The 20,785-nt window shown below is 54.5% G+C and carries 22 protein-coding genes; 17 read left to right on the plus strand and 5 right to left on the minus strand.

Going from position 1 to position 20,785, the window contains the following annotated elements:
* Window positions 1-89 precede the first annotated feature (89 nt).
* Entirely contained in the window at window positions 90-1,310 is a 1,221-nt protein-coding gene (locus ACFL9S_RS18885) for a multidrug efflux MFS transporter (RefSeq protein WP_405263451.1), read from the plus strand.
* Here ACFL9S_RS18885 and ACFL9S_RS18890 read toward each other — a convergent pair.
* Window positions 1,307-4,390, minus strand: coding sequence for a beta-galactosidase (locus ACFL9S_RS18890; RefSeq protein ID WP_405263394.1), 3,084 nt, complete (start codon window positions 4,388-4,390; stop codon window positions 1,307-1,309). The two genes, ACFL9S_RS18885 and ACFL9S_RS18890, sit on opposite strands and share 4 nt — an antisense overlap.
* Before the next feature lie 284 nt (window positions 4,391-4,674).
* Between ACFL9S_RS18890 and ACFL9S_RS18895 the strand changes: the two genes are divergently transcribed.
* The 4 genes from ACFL9S_RS18895 (at window position 4,675) to lpxO (ending at window position 6,866) form a co-directional block, all read left to right on the plus strand.
* Window positions 4,675-4,830 (plus strand): hypothetical protein, encoded by a 156-nt coding sequence (locus tag ACFL9S_RS18895; protein ID WP_405263395.1) that lies wholly within the window; start codon window positions 4,675-4,677, stop codon window positions 4,828-4,830.
* 206 nt (window positions 4,831-5,036) lie between these two features.
* On the plus strand, window positions 5,037-5,300 hold the full coding sequence (gene iraP, locus ACFL9S_RS18900; RefSeq protein ID WP_405263396.1) for an anti-adapter protein IraP: 264 nt from the start codon (window positions 5,037-5,039) through the stop codon (window positions 5,298-5,300).
* 158 nt (window positions 5,301-5,458) lie between these two features.
* Window positions 5,459-5,764, plus strand: coding sequence for a PsiF family protein (locus ACFL9S_RS18905; RefSeq protein WP_405263397.1), 306 nt, complete (start codon window positions 5,459-5,461; stop codon window positions 5,762-5,764).
* Between the two features lie 190 nt (window positions 5,765-5,954).
* Complete coding sequence (gene lpxO / locus ACFL9S_RS18910; protein ID WP_405263398.1) at window positions 5,955-6,866, plus strand: lipid A hydroxylase LpxO; 912 nt, start codon at window positions 5,955-5,957, stop codon at window positions 6,864-6,866.
* Between the two features lie 41 nt (window positions 6,867-6,907).
* Here lpxO and proC read toward each other — a convergent pair whose 3' ends face one another.
* Window positions 6,908-7,717, minus strand: coding sequence for a pyrroline-5-carboxylate reductase (gene proC / locus ACFL9S_RS18915; protein WP_405263399.1), 810 nt, complete (start codon window positions 7,715-7,717; stop codon window positions 6,908-6,910).
* Window positions 7,718-7,890: 173 nt separating this feature from the next.
* On the opposite strand from proC, the gene ACFL9S_RS18920 reads away from it, so the two are divergent.
* Window positions 7,891-8,340: a YaiI/YqxD family protein gene (locus ACFL9S_RS18920; protein WP_405263400.1), complete on the plus strand. Its 450-nt coding sequence runs from the start codon at window positions 7,891-7,893 to the stop codon at window positions 8,338-8,340.
* 42 nt (window positions 8,341-8,382) lie between these two features.
* On the opposite strand, the gene ACFL9S_RS18925 is transcribed toward ACFL9S_RS18920, so the two are convergent.
* Window positions 8,383-9,069 carry a DUF2076 domain-containing protein gene (locus tag ACFL9S_RS18925; RefSeq protein ID WP_405263401.1) on the minus strand — a complete coding sequence of 229 codons (687 nt, stop codon included), beginning with the start codon at window positions 9,067-9,069 and terminating at the stop codon, window positions 8,383-8,385.
* Between the two features lie 306 nt (window positions 9,070-9,375).
* Between ACFL9S_RS18925 and aroL the strand changes: the two genes are divergently transcribed.
* The 5 genes from aroL (at window position 9,376) to ppnP (ending at window position 12,778) form a co-directional block, all read left to right on the plus strand.
* Window positions 9,376-9,900 carry a shikimate kinase AroL gene (aroL, locus tag ACFL9S_RS18930; protein WP_405263402.1) on the plus strand — a complete coding sequence of 175 codons (525 nt, stop codon included), beginning with the start codon at window positions 9,376-9,378 and terminating at the stop codon, window positions 9,898-9,900.
* A gap of 143 nt (window positions 9,901-10,043) precedes the next feature.
* The gene (locus ACFL9S_RS18935; RefSeq protein ID WP_405263403.1) at window positions 10,044-10,235 is read left to right on the plus strand and encodes a YaiA family protein; all 192 of its coding nucleotides are present in this window, start codon (window positions 10,044-10,046) and stop codon (window positions 10,233-10,235) included.
* 309 nt (window positions 10,236-10,544) lie between these two features.
* Window positions 10,545-11,306 carry an IclR family transcriptional regulator gene (locus tag ACFL9S_RS18940; protein WP_405263404.1) on the plus strand — a complete coding sequence of 254 codons (762 nt, stop codon included), beginning with the start codon at window positions 10,545-10,547 and terminating at the stop codon, window positions 11,304-11,306.
* 403 nt (window positions 11,307-11,709) lie between these two features.
* Window positions 11,710-12,387, plus strand: coding sequence for an AroM family protein (locus ACFL9S_RS18945; protein WP_405263405.1), 678 nt, complete (start codon window positions 11,710-11,712; stop codon window positions 12,385-12,387).
* Window positions 12,388-12,487: 100 nt separating this feature from the next.
* Window positions 12,488-12,778 carry a pyrimidine/purine nucleoside phosphorylase gene (gene ppnP, locus ACFL9S_RS18950; protein ID WP_133846267.1) on the plus strand — a complete coding sequence of 97 codons (291 nt, stop codon included), beginning with the start codon at window positions 12,488-12,490 and terminating at the stop codon, window positions 12,776-12,778.
* A 105-nt stretch (window positions 12,779-12,883) separates the two neighbouring features.
* On the opposite strand, the gene rdgC is transcribed toward ppnP, so the two are convergent.
* Window positions 12,884-13,795, minus strand: a complete 912-nt coding sequence (rdgC, locus tag ACFL9S_RS18955) for a recombination-associated protein RdgC (RefSeq protein ID WP_405263406.1) — start codon at window positions 13,793-13,795, stop codon at window positions 12,884-12,886.
* Between the two features lie 145 nt (window positions 13,796-13,940).
* Between rdgC and mak the strand changes: the two genes are divergently transcribed.
* Complete coding sequence (gene mak / locus ACFL9S_RS18960; RefSeq protein ID WP_405263407.1) at window positions 13,941-14,846, plus strand: fructokinase; 906 nt, start codon at window positions 13,941-13,943, stop codon at window positions 14,844-14,846.
* A 50-nt stretch (window positions 14,847-14,896) separates the two neighbouring features.
* Here the strand turns inward: mak and eat are convergent, their stop codons facing one another.
* Window positions 14,897-16,261, minus strand: a complete 1,365-nt coding sequence (eat, locus tag ACFL9S_RS18965) for an ethanolamine permease (RefSeq protein ID WP_405263408.1) — start codon at window positions 16,259-16,261, stop codon at window positions 14,897-14,899.
* 281 nt (window positions 16,262-16,542) lie between these two features.
* Between eat and ACFL9S_RS18970 the strand changes: the two genes are divergently transcribed.
* The 5 genes from ACFL9S_RS18970 to ACFL9S_RS18990 all read left to right on the plus strand — a co-directional run bounded on the left by ACFL9S_RS18970 (window position 16,543) and on the right by ACFL9S_RS18990 (window position 20,771).
* A complete protein-coding gene (locus ACFL9S_RS18970) occupies window positions 16,543-17,547 on the plus strand; it encodes a phosphotransferase enzyme family protein (protein ID WP_405263409.1) in 1,005 nt (334 codons plus the stop codon).
* 164 nt (window positions 17,548-17,711) lie between these two features.
* Window positions 17,712-18,779, plus strand: coding sequence for an AraC family transcriptional regulator (locus tag ACFL9S_RS18975; RefSeq protein ID WP_405263410.1), 1,068 nt, complete (start codon window positions 17,712-17,714; stop codon window positions 18,777-18,779).
* 300 nt (window positions 18,780-19,079) lie between these two features.
* Complete coding sequence (locus ACFL9S_RS18980; RefSeq protein ID WP_405263411.1) at window positions 19,080-19,754, plus strand: CsgG/HfaB family protein; 675 nt, start codon at window positions 19,080-19,082, stop codon at window positions 19,752-19,754.
* A 25-nt stretch (window positions 19,755-19,779) separates the two neighbouring features.
* Complete coding sequence (locus ACFL9S_RS18985; RefSeq protein ID WP_405263452.1) at window positions 19,780-20,124, plus strand: DUF4810 domain-containing protein; 345 nt, start codon at window positions 19,780-19,782, stop codon at window positions 20,122-20,124.
* Complete coding sequence (locus tag ACFL9S_RS18990; protein ID WP_405263412.1) at window positions 20,124-20,771, plus strand: DUF799 domain-containing protein; 648 nt, start codon at window positions 20,124-20,126, stop codon at window positions 20,769-20,771. Before ACFL9S_RS18985 ends, ACFL9S_RS18990 begins: the two co-directional genes overlap by 1 nt.
* The last annotated feature ends 14 nt before the right edge of the window (window positions 20,772-20,785 follow it).

Genomic DNA, 20,785 nt, shown 5'->3' on the forward strand with positions numbered 1-20,785 from the left:
AGACCGATACCGAGAATAACCTGACGGCTCAGGTGAGTGTTGTTAAACTCGCCTCTCAGCTCCCCGCGATAGGTTGTACGCACAGCACGATGGAATCCTGGAAAGTTAACCTCATCTCCGTCTGGTTCGGTTGTTTATTTACCGGGCTGGCTATCAGCCAGATTATCCCGTTTCTCCCTTTGTATGTTGAACAACTGGGCATTACCGATCCCAGCGCACTGACATTATGGTCAGGTCTGATCTTCAGCATTACCTTCCTCGTTTCCGCCATTGTCTCACCCATGTGGGGAAGTCTTGCCGACCGTAAAGGGCGCAAGCTGATGCTGCTGCGGGCCTCTCTGGGAATGGGGGTGGTGATCCTGTTGCAGGCTTTCGTCACCAACGTGTGGCAGCTTCTGGCTCTGCGGGCGCTGATGGGGCTGACTTCCGGCTATATTCCCAATGCGATGGCGCTGGTTGCGGCGCAGGTACCACGTGAACGCAGTGGCTGGGCGCTGAGTATGGTCAGCACCGCGCAGATCTGCGGCGTGATTATGGGACCGTTGATGGGGGGCCTGCTGGCTGACTGGGTGGGGTTACAGGCGGTGTTTGTGATCACCTCCGGACTGCTACTGATCAGTTTCCTCATTACCCTGTTTCTGATTAAAGAGGGCGGCCAGCCACGAGTGAAGAAAGAGGACAAGCTCAGCGGTAGCATGGTATTTCACACCCTCAGTCGCCCGGGATTAGTGATCAGCCTGTTTGTTACCACGCTGGTGATCCAGTTGAGTAATGGTTCGATCAGTCCGATCCTGACGTTGTTTGTGCGCGAACTGGAGCCGAACGTACAGAATATTGCTTTTGTCAGTGGAATGGTTGCGGCTATCCCCGGTGTGTCAGCGCTGCTCTCTGCGCCGGCGTTAGGTAAGCTTGGTGACCGCATCGGTGCCGAACGCATTTTGTTTGCTGCGCTGATTTTTTCCGTCGTGCTGTTTGTGGGGATGTCGTGGGCAGACAGTGCCGTGGAGTTGGGAATATTTCGTTTCCTGCTTGGCTTCGCTGATGGCGCGATGATGCCAGCGGTACAAACGCTGTTGCTGCGTTATTCCAGTGACCAGGTGACCGGACGTATTTTTGGCTATAACCAGTCTTTCATGTACCTCGGTAACGTTGTCGGGCCACTGATGGGCTCCGCTATTTCGGCTGTCGGCGGTTTCCGCTGGGTATTTGCCGCGACGGCGGCGGTGGTGCTGGTGAACAGCGTGCAGTTGATTTGGGTCTATCGCCAGTCCCGGCGCACCGCAGTGCTGCGCCGGGATGGCAAGGGTTAGCGGGTCAGCGAGAAACTGAGCTGGTAACGATACTGACGCGCAGACAGCAGGAAGTCCGGGCTGACGCTCGGGCTCCAGGAGTCATCGCCCCCCACGCCCATATGATAGCCATCGACAATCAGCCAGCATCCCGGTTCGTCACAAAGCAGATGACGGTGTGACGTGTCACGCAGCTGCTCCAGGCTGTGACGGCTGAGTGAGAAGTGGAACTCACCGTTGACCCGCCAGTGACCGTAGGCCAGCTGCTGAGTGCCGCCGCGCAGGCCATTCTCGCCGGGGAAAACATACGGTGTGCTCAATTTATCGAGCGGCAGCTGCCAGCGGGAAAACTCGGCCGCCAGTTGACGGTCAGGATAGTTTTCATGTGGGCCAAGGCCCAGCCAGCTTGCACTCCCGGCCACTTCGGCCAGCTGGCAGCGCAGACCAATACGTGCAGGCTCCGGTTGCCCGGCGGCAATGTCCACTTCGACGTCAACATGCATCTCTCCCTGCGCGTCAATCCGGTAGACTTTACGGCTGAGGAAGCGTAGTTCTCCTGCGGCCAGCCAGGCGTGCTCAGTTCTGATCTGCACGCCATCACTCAGCGCATCGGCCTGCAAGCGCAGCAACTGGCTCTCCAGCTGGTAATGGCCTGCCCGTTTCCAACGTTCTACCCAGGCGTGCGGATCGATACGCGTCACTTCGCTGATGCCGATATCATTATCAACCGGGGCGCGGGCAAACAGATCGCGTAGCGGGGAGAGCAACTGAGGTTCACTGCCGTTCAGCCACTGTACCAGCTCACCGCTTTGACGGCAGAAGTGCCAGCGCTGTTCGCCATGACGAACCTCAATCCACTGCGGCTCCTGGCTCAGTTGCGGCACTTCGCCCGCTGTCTGCGGCTCGGGGAGAGCAAGGGCCGCAGGCAAGCGCCAGCCATCCCATGCCACGCGCTGACCGGCGGAGGACCAGTCGGTAGCGAGAGGTTGAATCACCTCAACCCGTAGCCACAGCTCGCCGGTGAGCGAGGGCAGGGCGCCCAGCGTTAGCTCGATGCTGCCTTCCGGGGCGATATCCAGCGTATGCTGCCCTTCTGCTACCGGTTTTCCCTGATGCTCAATACGCCAGTGCAGGTGTTCGTTATCGCTGCTGCGGAACAGGTATTCGCTGGTGACACGTACAGTTAATGGCGCGGTGCAGGTCAGTTCAAACTGGAAGAACTGCTGAGCGCGCTGAGCTTCAAACAGTGCCGGATGTGGCGTGCGGTCGGCAAACACCAGACCATTCATACAGAACTGGCGATCGTTCGGCGTGTCGCCAAAGTCACCGCCATAAGCCTGGAAGCGCTCACCGTTTTCGTCCAGGCGCGTCAGGCTCTGGTCTACCCAGTCCCAGACAAAGCCACCTTGCAGGCGAGGGAACTGGCGGAAAGCCTGCCAGTAACGATCAAAACCGCCAAAGCTGTTGCCCATCGCATGCGCATATTCACACAGGATAAGCGGGCGATTTTCTTCCGGCAGGCCGATCCACTTTTTGATCGACCATTTTGGCACGGCCTCAAAGGGTTGATCCTGATCGACGCGGGCATACATCGGGCAGATAATATCGGTCGCGGCGGTATCCGCCCCTCCGCCTTCGTACTGCACCGGTCGGCTCGGATCCTGGCTTTTGATCCAGCGATAGAGGGCATCATGGGTGCTGCCATGACCGGATTCGTTGCCCAGTGACCAGATGATAATGCAGGCGTGGTTACGATCGCGCTGGACCATGCGGGTGACGCGTTCGCTGAAGGCGTTAAACCACACCGGATCGTCCGACAGTCGGTTCATCGGTTGCATGCCGTGGGTTTCGATATTCGCCTCATCCACCACATACAGGCCCAGTCGGTCGCAAAGGCGATACCACAATGGATGGTTGGGATAATGCGAGCAGCGCACCGCGTTAAAGTTATGCTGCTTCATCAGCAGGATATCTTTGATCATGGTGGCTTCATCGACCACCTGGCCGAAGTCCGGGTGATGTTCATGACGGTTAGTCCCCCGGATCAGCAGCGCCTTACCGTTGAGTTTCAGCAGGCCGCCGCTCACCTCGACTTTACGGAAGCCGACGTCATAAGCTTCTGCTTCAATCAGCGTACCGCTGGCATCCAGCAGGGAAACGACGACGCGATAAAGATGGGGCGTTTCGGCGCTCCACAGTAGCGGCTGATCAACATGTAATGACAGGCGGGTTCGGTCGAGATAACGTCCGCGCTCATCGATAACTGGCGTGCCAAAGGGCTGCTGCTGATGGGCGATCTCGCGGCCTTCGCGCCACAGCGCCACCTGAAGCTGATAATCGCTGGCATCTGTCAGCGAGGTGAGTGCCAGAACGTTTAACTGCGCGGAACGGTATTCCGGGCTGAGAACGGTCTCAATCTGCACATCACACAGCTGGACTGCCGGTTTATGCAGCAGGCTGACATCACGGAAAATCCCGCTCATGCGCCACATATCCTGATCTTCCAGATAGCTGCCGTCACACCAGCGCAGCACCAGCACCGCAATGCGGTTTTCACCCGCTTGCAGGCTGTCACTGAGGTCAAACTCTGCCGGCAGGCGGCTATCCTGCGAGTAACCGATAAACTCGCCGTTACACCACAGATAAAAGGCCGAGTTCACCCCGTCAAAAATGATTCGCGTCTGTCCCGCCGCCAGCCAATCAGGCTGACAGGTGAATGTGAGCGAATAACATCCGGTGGGGTTATCGGCAGGAACGCGAGGAGGATCCACCGGAATAGGGTACTGCACGTTGGTATAGATCGGGGCATCATACCCCGCCAGCTGCCAGTTCGAAGGAACAGTTAAGCGCTCTGCCAGAGGCAGATCGGCAATGATCCACTCGTCCGGCACCGCCTCTGGTTGGGTGAAGTAGCTAAAGTGCCACTCCCCATTCAGCGACTGAATACTCTGACTGGCATGATCGTCCCGTGCGGCATCGCGGTGACGCCAGCTGGAAAAAGGCGGATGTGCAGGCAGGCGGTTGAGCTGCGTGACCGCCGGGTTTTCCCAGTGACGCTGAGAAAGTCGCTGTTGCAGGGTGAGTTGTGCAGAGTCGGTCATGCCAGATTCCTTATAAATGTTATGCGCTCACATTGATGCTGAAACGGGATGAAGTAAAGAAAAAAGAGTGCGGGATGCGAGGTTGGTCGCAACATTTCCGGATAAAGAAAATCTGCAAATAGCCCACCTGGTACAGGGTTGTCACGGGAAAATAACAGGAAAACGTTAAGCGTCGTTACGCCGGGTAAAAAGGCCCAGGAACCAGAGCATTCTGCATTGTGAGGGGTCTACACGACGCTTACTATCAGCGCCAGTTGTCATTCATCGTTGTACGAGGGATTCACATGATTCGTGTTATTAAAGCGGTAAGTATCATTGCGCTGGTCGCAGCATTAAGCGGATGCCTGTTCCCACCTCCGGGTGGTGGCTGGGGGGGAGGACATGGTGGCGGACACGGCGGTGGCGGGCCTCGCGGTGGCTTTATGGAGCAGGGTCGCTAAAGTTAGACCGTTCGGGGGGATTGCTCACCCCCCGGCAGTTAGTACCAGTGTATAAACAGGTACCAGACCAGCGAAACGTTTCGAAAAATAACATTGATTTAATTGCTCTGTTTTGAGGCATAAGTCACGAAATTATAACGCGAATATCAGTTTTCTTTTTTTGATGTGGATGATAACGTCTTGCTTTAACTCGCTGAGACAGTCGCATGAAAAACCTCATTGCTGAATTACTGGTAAGGCTGGCGGAAAAAGAAGAAGAGTCGAAAGAGCTGGTGGCTCAGGTTGAGGCACTGGAAATCGTTGTGACGGCGCTGCTGCACAAGTTGGATGGTGAACAACTTCAGCAGATTAATACCAGTATTTCTGAAGCGATGCAGACGGCGTCAACCACAATGGCGCCAGACTATACGAAAGACGCTTCTCTGCTGGAAAGTTATATTCAGCGGCTGTTACACCATCCCCGACAGTAATCCCACGGTTTAATTAAACGCACATCGTACTCACATGTAGGTGGCGATGGGCGCTTTCATATCACCTTTTTAAAATTTTCCTGCTGACTCACTCGCTGAAAACAAAAGCCGTGCCACACTGATAATCGTGCTTATAACAATAATGGGATGGGATGCGAATGAAAGTTCAGTTACTGATAGCGGCTGCCTTGCTGTCACTGACGGCAGCTGGTTATGCTGGCGCCGCAGAGAAAACCGCACAGCAGCAAAAAATGACCGTCTGTAATCAGCAGGCAGGGGATAAGGCTCTGAAAGGGGATGAACGCAAAACCTTTATGAGCAGCTGTCTGAAGAAAGACAGCAAGATGGATGGCATGACGCCGCAGCAGATGAAGATGAAGACCTGTAATGCCGAGGCGGGTGAAAAAACCCTCAAAGGCGACGAGCGCAAAACCTTTATGAGTAATTGCCTGAAAAAAAGCTAATTCCCTGTGGGTGCCGCCCTACGGATGGGCATCCTGAGCCGTCTTTAGCGCCTCAAATTATCATTGGCACTGATCGTTAATGTCAGTGCCACTCTCCTCCTTAGAATATGACACCTCTCTTCACTGACGCCTCAACGATCCGCCAGATCATTATTGTGCGTTATTCACTGACAACTACAGGATGTGTTGTATGGTGGCTTTCATCATTATCGGTATTTTTATTATCAGCGTGATCTATGCTCACTCACGTGGCCGGATAAAGCTGAAATTCTCACGACAGTTATTTGATCACTCAACCTTTATGGCGCCGATCAATATGTTTATGACCGGGCTGTGCGTGTTGCCACGCAAACAACCTTATTTTGATCATGATGTTTTTCCTGAATTAAAAAAGCTGACCGATAACTGGCAGGCTATTCGGGAGGAGGCGCTGCGTTTACAGGATCATATTAAAGCTGCGCAGTCGCATAATGACGCCGGTTTCAACACCTTCTTTAAGCGTGGCTGGAAACGCTTCTATCTCAAATGGTACGGCGATGCACATCCTTCGGCTCAACAGCTTTGCCCGCTAACGAGCGCGTTACTGAGTGAGATCCCTGGTGTCAAAGCGGCCATGTTTGCTGAGCTTCCTGCGGGTAGCCATTTGGGCAAACACCGCGATCCTTACGCGGGATCGGTGCGATATCACCTTGGGCTGATGACGCCAAATGATGACCGCTGTTTTATTGAGGTGGATGGAATACGGCACAGCTGGCGCGATGGCGAAGCGGTTTTTTTTGATGAAACCTACGTACACTGGGCGCAAAATGAGAGTGAGGAGACACGCATTATTCTGTTCTGCGACGTAGAACGACCAATGAAATGGCGCTGGGCGCAGGCCGTGAATCGTTGGGTTGGGGCGAAGATCATGTCTGCAGCCAGTTCACCCAATGATGCGGGTGATCGCGTCGGTGGCATCAATCGTATCTTTAAATACGCTAACCGTGCCAGAGATGCAGGGCAGAACCTGAAAAAACGCAATCGCACGCTGTATTACGCGGTGAAGCACACGCTGATTGTGGTGATTTTTCTGCTGATTATTTTGCCGAGCGTGATGAGGTAAAAAAAGGGAACGGTGCCGCCGGATCCGCGGCACCGGGCGGATTACTGTTTACTCATCTGCTCAGATTTCGCCATACACTGCTGTATCGCTTCGATCACTGCAGAACGGAACCCTTTCTGTTCCAGCACTTTTACGGCTTCGATGGTGGTGCCACCCGGTGAGCACACCATATCCTTCAGCTCGCCAGGATGTTTACCGGTTTCCAGTACCATCTGCGCCGCGCCTTTCACCGCCTGCGCGGCAAATTGGTAGGCCTGCGCACGCGGCATCCCACCCAGCACGGCAGCATCTGCCATCGCTTCAATAAACATAAATACGTAGGCTGGCGCTGAACCACTGACGCCGACCACCGCATGAATCAGATATTCCGGCACCAGCGCAGCTTTACCGAAGCCGTTGAAAATCTGCACCACTTCATCGGCTTCTTCAGCGGTAACCAGCACGTTAGGCGTTACTGAAGTCATGCCTTCGTTGACCAGCGCCGGGGTGTTTGGCATCACGCGTATGATTTTACGGTCATGCCCCAGCACGGTAGCCAGCGAGTCCAAAGTGACGCCTGCGGCGATAGAGACGATGACTGTCTCTTTGTGCAGGCTGCCTGCGATATCCTTCAATACAGAGAGGATCACATTGGGTTTGACCGCGCCAAACAGGATGTCGGACTGGCGGGCGACCTCTTCTGCACTCTCTGCCGGGGTGATACCGTACTGCTGTTGCATCGCCTGATTGGTGGCGGGTTTACGGTCAAAAACCAGAATATTTTCAGGTTTGACCTGACCCGCTGCGACCAGGCCCGCAATAATGGCTTTAGACATATTACCGCAGCCAATAAAGCCTACTTTCTTATCCATGACGATCTCCCTGCTTATTCAGTCTGCCAGAGTTTGGCTGTTGCCATCCCCCCACCTTAACTCAGCTTCGGTCAGGCTTAAACCTTAAAGGATGTCTGAATTTTTGGTTGCCATTGTGGGCAACAATGTTGAAGATCGTGATTATTCCCGACTCTCAGTAAAAGGAAATGGCGATGCCAATCTGGGTGGATGCCGATGCGTGCCCGAAAGTGATCAAAGAAGTGCTGTACCGTGCAGCAGAGCGCGAGCAGATGATGGTGACGCTGGTCGCTAATCAGTCACTTAGCGTGCCGCCGTCGCGTTTTCTGCGAACCCTGCGAGTTCCGGCAGGGTTTGACGTGGCAGATAATGAAATTGTGCAGCGTGTGGAAGCCGGCGATCTGGTGATCACGGCGGATATCCCGCTGGCAGCGGAAGTGATGGAGAAAGGTGCGATAGCGCTGAATCCACGTGGTGAACGCTACAGCGACGCGACTATCCGTGAGCGTCTTACGATGCGTGACTTTATGGATACGATGCGCGCCAGTGGCGTGCAGACCGGCGGGCCGCCCACGCTAAACCAGCGTGATCGTCAGCAGTTCGCTAATGAACTGGATAAATGGTTACAACAACAGCGCAAATAACACACCGCCTCTCCCGCCTGGCAGGAGAGGCGTGATCAGTATTCAGACAAAACTGTCATCATCAAAATCGTTGTCATCAAAACCGTCATTACTGAAATCGTCACGGGCATAATCCTGTTGCAGATTGTTGTCCTGCCCCAGGAACGATGTATTGTCGCTGCCGTTATTAAACGTGTCGAGATTATTGCTGAGATCAGGATCCGGTAGCGCCGGTTCGTTAATAATATTGACGATCTCTTCCGGCTGTTGATGGTGGAACATACTGGTCAGCATCTCGGCCATAACAACCCCGCCGGCAACGCCAACGGCGGTCTGTAATGCACCGCCAAGGAAACCACGACCTGCCGCGGGCGCTGGTGGAGCATAAGCCGGTTGCTGTGGCTGGGCCGGAGCACTGCCCCAGGGCTGCGCCGCCGGGGGCTGCTGGACGGGTTGAGTACGGTTACCACCGCCAAACAGCCCGGAGAGGAAGCCTCCGCTGCTTTGCTGCGGTTGTTGCCGGGCCTGCGTCAGCTCACTTTCCAGCTGAGTAACGCGCGCGTTGAGCTGCTTCATTGCCGCTTCCTGAATCAGCAGGGCTTGGGCCATGTAGTAGGGGGCGCCGGGTTGTTGCTGCACCTGCTGTTGGATCAATTTCTCTGCCGCACTGTCACGGGGGCCGGACTGTGACTCCGCCTGTTTCAACCGGGTAAACAGGCTGTCAATTAACTGCTGTTCTTCATTCTGCATAGGGATTCTCCGAAAGAGGGCGACAGCGTTTATAGTGGCAAGACCGCTGGGAAAGTAAATCACGCTGGCGTAAGGAAATGTTGCGGCAGGAAAGGCGTGAATTTTCAGTGTGTAAATAAATAATTACACCATTAATATCATATTAAACATTATCTTAATGGTTGGGCGTGGGTGTGTTGCTGTAAATAAAACGTTACTGCTGGTCCCCCAGGGAAATGTCGGGTATCATGCGCTGCAACATTAATCATTGGTTGGCCTGCTGCGCGCAATTATCGGCGTCGGCGTTTGCTTAAGGAAGTGCCTGTTATGTCATTACCCATCTACCTGGTCGGCGCACGTGGCTGCGGCAAAACAACCGTTGGTCATGCCCTGGCGCTGGCATTAGGGTACGCCTTCTGTGACACCGACCACGCATTACAGCAGTCCAGTGGGCAAACCGTTGCGGATATCGTGGCGCGTGAAGGATGGCCGGGTTTCCGCCTGCGTGAAACCGCCTCGCTGAAAGCCGTCACTGCCCCTTCAACGGTGATCGCTACCGGTGGCGGCATGGTCTTATCCGAAGAGAATCGCCAGTTTATGCGTGAGCATGGCCAGGTTATTTACCTGAATGCCGATGCCGCTGTGCTGGCAGCCCGTCTTGAAGCTTACCCGGAAGCCGAACAGCGCCCGACATTGACCGGGCGGCCTATTGCGGAAGAGATGGTCGAAGTGCTGGCGGCGCGTGATGCGTTATATCGCCAGACTGCGCACCATATTATTAATGCTATGCAATCCCCTGACGGTGTTGTCAGCCAGATCCTTAGCGTGCTGTCTCTCGCCCGCGCCAGCTAAATTTCCTGTCGGTGCAGCGCTGTCTGCACCCGTCTTGCCTGCTTTCTCTTTTGTCCCCGCAGATAAACCGCTTCGATTGTCTATACTCAGCTAAGGCCATCACACTGGCCGGGTACTTTTACAGACATCAACAAGGGGGCACTATGCCAGGCAGAGCGCCATATCCACGTGAAGCGAACATCGTACCGGTCGAGAAAGGTGCACCCGGAAAATCGGTGATCTGGTATGAATTACGTGCCGACCATCCGAAACCTGATTCCTTGATCAGCGAGCATAAAACCGAGCAGGAAGCGCTGGATGCTAAAAAACGCTATGAAGACCAGTCGAAAGAATAGTCTGTGCAGGCAAGGATGCCGACACCTGTTTTTTCGTGCGCAATCGTCGCCACCACTTACGAATAATCTGATTTCAACGCCCTCGCCTTAACAGCATAATTTCCTGTGACTCAGGGATAAATCGCCATAAATATTCACCATTTCGCCCTCTCTGGCATATTGAAGTATCACGTTCTTTCCAGACAAAATGATCACGTACGTGACTGTTCCCCTGCGCCCAAATTAATGCTTGACCCTGTATCGGCCTCGCCGTAGGTTGAACAAAACGGGAAAACAGGAACAGGAGTTCCTAATAGTGGAACATAAGGTATGACCACCTTAGAGAATGCAACGGCGGTACTGAAACTTTTTAATCGAAGTGGTGTGAGCCAGGGCCAGCCAGGCCTGACGTTTACCGAGATCGCCCAGGCATTGGGGCTGCCGAAAAGTACCGTCTCACGGCTGTTATCTAGCATGGAAAGCGAGGGGCTGCTGGAACGCGACCCGGATACCCGCTGCTTCCATGTTGGCCGTATGCTGCTGACGCTGGCCAGTCACTATCTTTCCACGCCGCTGGTGGATGGCGCATCATCAATGATGGCGAGGCTGGCGGCGGAATCTAGCTGTACGGGCTATATCTCCGTGCTGGAAGGGCGCGAGATTATGGTGATGCGCATGTTCCAGGGCCGAATGTTCATCCAGGTGGTCACGCCGCCGGGAAGCCGTCTGCCAGCCGCCGGAACCTCGGTAGGGCGGGCTATCCTCTCCCGTTACAGCGATGACTATGTGCGAAAACTCTATGCCGGAAGCTGGCAGGTGAACTCGCCGAATTCACCGCAAACGCTGGATGAACTGCTCGCTGAACTGGCCAGTATTCGTCAACAGGGGTGGGCGCTGGCACGCAATGAAACCTTACAGGGGATCAGTGCGCTATCCACCACCATTACCAATAAACATCGGGGAGAAACGATCGCACTCTGCCTGTCGTTTCCTTCCCAGCATCATGCTTCACCCTATTCTTCCTCCACGCTGGACGCATTACAGATGGTGACGCGTGAGCTGGCGGGTAAATACGGTGACCGCGCAGGGTAGGGAGGCGATATGACCTCTGCCGCGCAGTAATTACCTCACCTCCTTTTTTGGAGATGAAGTACGCCTCCACCAGGGCACCTGCAGTACCACGTAGTAACATGATTATCTGAAACAGCCCGTCAGAGGCAGGATGATCATCCTTAGAAGGGTCCCCTGATAACTCAGGGGATCTCTCTTTTTTGCATTCAATGGCCTTTGTTCAATGTTACTGACACCTGATTTCTGTGTGGACTCGCACATTGATGAGATCAGGATCAAGGATAATCAAAGGGCATCTGGCGTTACTGCTATTCTTCAGTAAAGAACACCAAAGGCCATTGTGTCCTCGCCCCAGGGGGAGAGGTTATGCAGCCGCCAATGATTTAAGCAGGATGATAGCCTGTCGTTAGTGGAAATAGGCACTATGAAGACATCTCTGGTCACTCTCTCCTGTGGGCAGTCTCCACGCACCGACATACTGCCGCTGCTGCTGGAGCACCTTCCTGAAGAGCAAATCGTTCATGTCGGGCTGCTTGATGGCCTGACTCATGCGCAAATTGAGCAGCAATATACTCCCGAGAAGGGGAGCAAAGTGCAGGTCATTCGGCTGAATGAGGGGAGCCTGGTCTCCGTATCAGCGGAGAAAATCACAGCGGGATTGCAGCGGCGCATTCTACTGTTAGAAGAGTGTGGCTACGACACCATCCTGCTGTTGTGCTCGGGTGATTGCGGCCCTTTATACGCCAGTATCGCCGTACTGCTGGAGCCTGACCGTCTGGTTCCTCCGCTGGTGAAAGCGATTGTTGGCGGGCATCAGGTCGGGATCGTGGTATCGGCTGCCGGGCAAATTCACGCTCAGGCGAACAAATGGAAAAACCTGAAGCATCCCCCCTGTTTTGCCGTTGCCAGCCCGTATCAAACCAACGATGATCCGCTTATTGAGGCCGCGTTATCATTGCAGGAGCAGGGCGCCGATGTGGTGGTGCTGGACTGCATGGGTTATCACCCGCGTCATCGCGATTTTTTGCAGGCACTGCTGGGGATCCCTGTATTGTTGTCGAACGTGCTGATTGCCCGGCTGGCGGCAGAACTGTTGGTATAAGTCACGATTGCAGTATGTGGTACGCAATAGTGCGTGACAGCCTGTTAATTATGGCTCTACACTGCAAACTTACCTTTGTCTCTGATTTTAAGGAATTTATATGCTCAATGTTAGTGAGTATTTCGATGGTAAAGTGAAATCGATTGGTTATGAGAGCGCCAGCACAGGTCGTGCCAGCGTGGGTGTGATGGCTGAAGGTGAGTACACTTTTGGTACTGCTCAGGCAGAAGAGATGACCGTGGTCAGTGGTTCACTGAAAGTGTTACTGCCAGGGGAAGTGGAGTGGAAACTCTATCAGCCAGGCCAAATCTTTAACGTTCCGGGTCACAGCGAATTCCATTTGCAGGTGGCTGAGCCGTCTGCGTATCTGTGCCGTTACCTGAAAGACTGATTTAAGAAGGGTCGGGCATGCCCGACCCCTACAAGAATTTGTGTCAGGGCCAGGCATGTATCACCGGCCTGCGTAGGGGCGAGGCACGCCTCGCCCGCAACGGCATTAACGCTCGGCTTCGCCGCCTAACGCTTCCACGGTATTGCTGATTAACGCTGCCAGTTCACCCGTCATCAGAATAAAGTCAGCATCAAAACGCCCTGTCACATCTTCGCGGTCAATATCGTCGTTCTGCTCGCGCAGGATGTCGGAAAACTTGAGGCGTTTGATCGAACCATCGTCAGACAGGATCATCTGAATACGTTCCTGCCAGTCGAGAGCCAGTTTCGTCACCAGCTTTCCGGCTTCGATATGGTTGGCGATCTCGTCGCACACCAGATCCTGTTTCTTGCAGCGGATCACGCCGCCATCTTCCAGAATCGCTTTCAGTTCAGCTTCATCCATCAGTGCAAATCCCGCAGGCAGTTCACCGGAACGGACCCATTCAGTCATGGTCAGCTCAATCGGGCTTTCCAGCGTCAGCGGAACCACAGGCAGTGAACCCAGGCTTTTACGCAGCAGGGCGAGTGTATCTTCCGCTTTTTTCGCGCTGGCGCAGTCGACCATAATCAGGTTGTTAACGGTGTCGATCCACACATAGGTCTGGCTGAAACGGCTGAAGGCGCGCGGCAGAAGGCTGTGCAGCACTTCATCTTTCAGAGAGTCTTTTTCGGTTTTCTTCAGCTTGCGCGATTGCTCAGCTTCAAGTTTGCTGATTTTCGCTTCCAGTGCTTGCTTAATCACTGGCGATGGCAGCATTTTCTCTTCTTTACGCGCACAAATCAGAATCTGACCGTTGGTGACGTGCGTCAGATCGTCGCTACGGGGACCAATGGGAGAAACCCAGCCGGTCTTGGCCATATCCTGGCTACCGCAGGGGGTGAAAGAGAAGGCATCGAGCTGTTTTTCCATCTCATCTGCTACCAGCGGAATGTCGCGATTAAGACGATAAACCATCAAATTTTTAAACCACAGCATGCTGCATTCCCTCTCCGGACGCGCTAAAGGCGCGCGAGTTCAAAGTCAGCGCGCATGATAGCGAATCGGCGGCGGGGTTTCATTGCCTTTCCGCACCGCTCCTTCTAAGGTAATAATCTCACCGTCAAATCATGAGGAATAACAAGTGCGTATCGGTATCGATTTAGGTGGCACGAAAACAGAAGTGATTGCCTTATCCGACCAGGGGGAAGAACTGTTCCGTTATCGCGTCCCCACGCCGCGTGACGACTATGAAAAAACCCTGGAAAACATCATCGGGCTGGTACGGCGCGCAGAAGAGGTGACGGGCCAGCAGGGTACGATTGGGCTGGGGATCCCCGGGACGTTATCGCCCTACACCCGGCGGGTAAAAAATGCCAACTCCACCTGGCTCAACGGTCAGCCGCTGGATAAAGATTTACAGCAGCGACTGGGCCGTGAGGTGCGTATCGCCAATGATGCTAACTGCCTGGCGGTGTCAGAAGCCGTAGACGGTGCGGCGGCCGGTAAACAAACGGTGTTCGCGGTGATTATCGGCACCGGGTGCGGTGCCGGAGTGGCGCTGAATGGTCAGGCACACAGCGGCGGTAACGGCAACGCAGGGGAGTGGGGCCATAACCCGCTGCCGTGGATGGATGAAGATGAACTGCGCTACCGGGAAGAGGTTCCCTGCTACTGCGGCAAAGCCGGGTGTATTGAAACCTTTATCTCCGGGACCGGCTTCGCCACCGATTATCAGCGCCTGAGCGGCGTGTCATTAAAAGGCGCGGAGATTATGCAGCAGGTGGCGCTGCAGGATCCGCTGGCCGAGCTGGCGATGAGCCGTTACGAACTGCGCCTGGCGAAGTCGCTGGCCCATGTGGTGAATATTCTCGACCCGGATATGATTGTGCTGGGTGGGGGAATGAGTAACGTCGATCGGTTGTATCAGACGGTGCCGCTGCTGGTGAAAAACTGGGTGTTTGGCGGGGAGTTTGAAACGCCCATCCGTCGGGCAATGCACGGTGATTCCAGCGGTGTTCGGGGTGCGGCATGGTTGTGGCCGTTGTAACGGCGATGGTCAGGGCAACGTCCTTGACCTGGACGTTGCCCATGCAACGGCTATTCGCCGTGCAGCATCACATCATGTGGCGCATTGTCACGCTGACTTTTGGTCATCAGGAACCACAGATAACCCGCCAGCATTAGCGCCGCAAACAGCGCACCGATAAGGGCGTTAAACCACAGCATCGCAATCAGACAGACCACCGCCAGTGCCAGCGCAATGGCGGGGACAATCGGGTAGCCCGGTGCGAGGAAGGTGCGATCCAGCTCCGGGGCCGTGCGGCGCAGGCGGAACAGGCTCAGCATACTCATGATATACATCACGATGGCACCAAATACCGCCATGGTGATCATCGCCGCGGTCAGTGACATACCTTGCAGGTTGATCCAGCTGTCGCTAAAGATAGCGGCGATACCGATCACGCCACCAGCGATAATAGCGCGGTGAGGAGTCTGGAAACGTGACAGTTTCGCCAGGCCCGCAGGCAGATAGCCTGCGCGAGACAGGGCAAAGAACTGGCGTGAGTAGCCGAGGATAATGCCGTGGAAACTGGCAATCAGACCGAACAGGCCGATCCACACCAGCATATGCATCCAGTTTGAGTGTTCACCGACGATCATTTTCATTGCCTGCGGCAGGGGATCGTTAATGTTAGACAGCACGCGCCAGTCTCCGGCACCCCCAGCCATCAGCATCACCCCGATAGCCAGCACCACCAGCGTCAGGATCCCCGCAATATAGGCACGCGGGATCGTGCGTTTCGGATCTTTCGCTTCTTCAGCCGCCATCGCTGCACCTTCAATCGCGAGGAAGAACCAGATAGCAAACGGGATCGCGGCAAAAATACCTGAAAGCGCCGGCATACCGAAGTGTTCGCCACCCGCCCAGCCGTTAGCCGCAAAGTTTGCGATGCTGAAGCCCGGCGCCACCACGCCCATAAACACCAGCAGTTCGAGCACCGCCAGCACGGTGACCACCAGCTCAAACGTTGCAGCCAGTTTCACTCCCAGAATATTCAACGTCATAAAGACAATATAGGCCCCCACCGCCGCGTACTTCGGGTTGAGTTCCGGGTACTGAACGTTGAGATAGGCACCAATGGCCATCGCAATCGCTGGGGGAGCAAAGACGAATTCAATCAGCGTGGCCATACCGGCAATCAGGCCACCGGTCTCACCAAATGCGCGGCGGCTGTAGGCAAACGGGCCACCGGCATGTGGAATCGCGGTGGTCAGCTCGGTAAAGCTGAAGATAAAGCAGGTATACATGGTGGCGACCATGAGCGTTGTCAGCAAAAAACCGAGTGTTCCCGCTACGCCCCAGCCATAGCTCCAGCCAAAATACTCCCCTGAAATGACCAAACCTACTGCAATGCCCCACAAATGTATGGTGCCCAGCGTGGGCTTTAATGTATTTGTCATGCCGTTATCCCCGTGAGTGAGTTTCCCCTTCATCTCCTGCGCCGCAAATGTCTGTGGCGTAAAAGCGGTTGGAGAGCGTTATTCGATAATGCCGTTGCCCGCCAGGGGAAACTTGACGCGGGCATGATGATTTTTGTGCTCGCAGGTCAACTCACTCGCAAAAAAAGGGCCAGGTGTACGCTGCGGTCAAAACAGGGTCGTCTGCGGTCAAGCGGTAAGGGGGCAAGCGATAGGATGCTGTCAGGCAAAGAAGCACTGCAAACAGACTCCGGAGCCAGACTATGACCGCAAAACAATATGACACCCTGAACAACGCAGCACTGTTGCACCTCGCCGAAATGACATTGTTACGCTATCCGGCGGCGCTACAGGGCAAACTTAGCCTGCTGTGCCGATCAGAAAACGCGACCTTTTTACTTGAAGCCGGTGGCAAACGTTATGCCCTGCGTCTGCACCGGGCGGATTATCACCAGCGTGCCGATATTGAAAGTGAACTGCACTGGCTGGATGCCCTGCGTGAAACCGGCATTGATGTGCCGCAGGCGGTCGTCGATCGCGAAGGGCAAAGTGTACAAACCCTGACGCTGGAGGATGGGTCGGTGCGCCATGCCGTGCTGTTCCACTGGATCGAGGGGGAGATGCCAGGGACCGATGTTGATCCACGAGCCTTCCAGCAGTTGGGGAATATTACCGCTCGCCTGCATCAGCACAGCCGCAGCTGGCAGCGTCCGGCGGGTTTCCAGCGTATCACCTGGGATCATCATTCGATGGTCAGCCCGCAGAGCCACTGGGGCGACTGGCGCGATGCGCCGAATTTGCGCGTCCAGGATCACGGCATTGTGGAGCAGACGATCGCGCGGGTGGGATCAACGCTGGCAGAATTCGGCAAAGAACCACGCAACTACGGGCTGATCCACGCCGATCTGCGACTGACGAATCTGCTGTTGTACAAAGGCGAAACGCGGGTGATCGATTTTGATGACTGCGGCTTCGGCTGGTATCTGCACGATCTGGCGGCGGCGATCAGTTTCGTTGAGCACCATCCGCGCGCCGCAGAGTGGGTCGATCACTGGATCCGTGGCTACGAGCAGGTGGCGCATATCACCGATGCTGAGATGGACAGGGTACCCACGTTGCTGATCCAGCGCCGCATTCAGCTGTTGGCCTGGGCGGGATCGCACGCGGAAACGGAGATGGCGCAAAGTCTCGGCCCGCAGTGGGCTGATCATTCTGTGCGTTTGTGCCGCCGTTACCTGGAGACGCGCGATCTGCCTGTTGGCGCATAATCATCAGGTTACTGCACCGTGGACGGGCAACGCTGCGCTTCCACAGTGCTTATTCGCACTTATCGCCAGGTTAAAACGTTGATTCTGTCTGATGCTGCGGTTGGTACGCAATTTGCTGTGTAAAGGGGAGTAAAGAGCACACACTGCAGCAGGAGGCATTAATCATGTTAACAATCCCATTGGCCCGTCCAGAAATCAGCCACGTTCTGCACAGCGCCAGCGCCTGCAATCGTGGGGTACTGGCCGCTGCCGCCAGTGGACTGAGCGAGTTTATCTGCCACAGCGGCGGTGACGTTGACCGCATTTTTGGCGTCAGCGGTATCGATCCGGAGCTGCTGGCACAGCCTACCCTCAGTCTGGGCTTAATCAACTATTGCCGGGTGATGGAAGAAGCAGCACGTTACTCAGGTTGTGATAACTTCGGTTTACACTACGGCAGGCAGTTTAAACCGCAGTCATTAGGTCTGATTGGCTATATCGGTCTGTGCAGCGCCACGCTGGAGCAGGCACTGCACAATGTGGCGAGCGCGTTTCCCTGGCACCAGCATGATACGCTGACGCGGCTGGTGGATAAGGGCGACTGCTGGCGGCTGGATTATCAGGTGCGCCACGGCGCGATCCTCTGCCGTCGCCAGGATGCGGAACTGACGCTGGGCATGTTTCTCAATTTGATCCGCCATGTGGCGGGAAAAAACTGGTCACCGCGTGAGGTTCATTTCGAACATCCACGACCTTCACAATGGCATGAGCACTGTAAAGTGTTCGATGCTCCCGTCTATTTCGATCAACCCTTTAACTCTATGCTGATCCCCAAACGCGATCTGCTGCGGGCAATGCCGGACAGCGATCCCGTATTACTGTGCGTGATGCAGGATGCTATCCAGCGTCTGAACAGCAGTACGCCGCAGCAGAATATCGTCGATCAGGCACGGGCACAGGTTCATCTGGTGATCCTGCAAGGTGAACCCGTACTGGATGATGTGGCGGAAAAAATGGGGCTGTCGAGCTGGTCGTTACAGCGACGTCTGCGTGAGGAAGGGCTGAGTTTTACCACGCTGGTAGATAACGTGCGCTGCGAAATGGCGAAACACTATTTGCAGCAGCGTCAGCTGCCGATTTCCGAAATGGCGCTGTTACTGGGCTATTCGGAGGTCAGTGCGTTCTCCCGAGCCTTCCGTCGCTGGTTCGGCATTAGTCCACGTCAGTGGCGACAGGATGAGCTGGCAGGATAACCCGTCGGGTGAGGTCGCCAATAAGGCTTCACCGACGGACGGAGGATTTCTTCATTTGGATTAAGGCGAGAGGGGTTATTTTAGTTAAGTTAATATGATTCGCATGACTCAAGTAATTCATTACCGTGATAAATTAAAATAATTGTATTATTCAGTTTATTTTTATAATTTTACTGTGGTAGTCTTCCGTGCCAAAGGCGTCCTGCCTTTATTTTATAATAACCCGTGCTGACTATATTCTGGATGTTCACTCCGAATCAGGGTTTTTATTTAAGTTGTTCATTCATTCAGGGATATGAAATGAAATCAAAATGCCTTGTTGCTTTATCCTTATTAAGTGCGTCGGTACTCACCGGTTGTGCGACGGAATCCTCGCGATCTATTGAAGCTCCTCAGGTTGCGGCGGCGACTCAGCCACAATATCAGGGCGTAAAAAGTCCCATTGCGGTTGGCAAGTTTGATAACCGCTCCGCGTATATGAATGGCGTATTCTCTGACGGCGTCGATCGGTTAGGCAACCAGTCGAAAACGATTCTGATTACCCATTTGCAGCAGACTGGCCGTTTTAATGTGCTGGACCGCGCCAACCTTGATGAACTGAAAGCCGAAGCACAGTACAAAGGCAGTCAGCAGTCTATCAAAGGTGCCAACTATGTTATCACCGGCGATATCACTGAGTTTGGTCGTAAAGAAGTCGGTGACCAGCAGCTGTGGGGCATTCTTGGCCGCGGTAAGTCTCAGGTGGCTTATGCCAAAGTGAACCTGAATGTGGTTGATGTGGCCACTTCCGAAGTGGTGTATTCCGTTCAGGGGGCAGGTGAATACAGCCTGTCTAATCGCGAAGTGATTGGCTTTGGCGGCACCGCCAGCTATGACTCTACGCTCAATGGTAAGGTGATGGATTTAGCGGTACGTGAAGCCGTTAATCATCTGGTGAATGGAATCGAATCTGGCGCATGGCGTCCGGTTAAATAAAATAACAAGGAAATTAACAGTGAAGATGATGAATGTTGTCAGCGTGGCTGCCGCCGCGCTGCTAATGACGGCCTGCGCCCCTAAAAAAGAAACGACCTATTACTGGGGGGATTATCAGTCCTCGCTTTATAGCTATTACAAACATGACAAATCGCCTGAGCAGCAGATTGAATCGCTGAATGCGGTCGTTGAACAGGCGAAAGCAAAAAATAAACCCGTTCCTCCTGGCCTGCATGCCCAGATTGGCTTGTTATATGTGGAAACCAGCCGCCCCGACCTGGCTTTCCAGCAGTTCAATACCGAAAAAGCACAGTTCCCGGAATCAGCCGCTTATATGGACTTTCTGATGCGCAATAAGGATAAGAAATAATGAAATTACGGATCTTTATTGCCGCAGCGGCGGCGCTGGTACTGAGTGGTTGTGTTAAACAAACGCCTTATGATTACACGGCTTTTCGTGCCAGCAAACCCGCCTCGATTGTGGTATTGCCTGCGAAGAACAGCAGCCCGGATATTCAGGCGGCCCACAGCCTGGTGTCGGTGATGACCGCGCCGCTGGCTGAGTCCGGTTATTATGTGTTCCCGGTGGCGGTGGTGGATAAAACCTTTGAGCAGAACGGACTGGCCAGTGCAAATGATGCGCAAGGCGTCAGCACCGCTAAACTGCACGAGATTTTCCATGCCGATGCGGCGCTGTATGTTGATGTGATCAGCTACGGCACGAAATACAGGGTTGTAGACAGTGTGACGGAAGTCAGCGCCGTCGCTCGTCTGGTTGACCTGCGCACCGGCAAACAAATCTGGGAAGGTAAAGGTTATGCGTCTGATGCCCAGGACAACAGTAACAATGGCCTGGTGGGCATGTTGATTACGGCAGCGGTGAAGCAGATTGCCAACAATATGACCGACAAAGGTCATGATATAGCGATTATCGCCGGAACCTCGATGCTTTCTGCCGATGGCCGCAACGGCAGTATCCTGCCGGGGCCACGCGCCAAAGGAAAAACGGCGTTCTAACGCTGATGCAGAAA

It is taken from the genome of Erwinia sp. AnSW2-5 (genome assembly GCF_045107195.1).
In the GTDB taxonomy this organism is placed as follows: Bacteria; Pseudomonadota; Gammaproteobacteria; order Enterobacterales; family Enterobacteriaceae; genus Erwinia.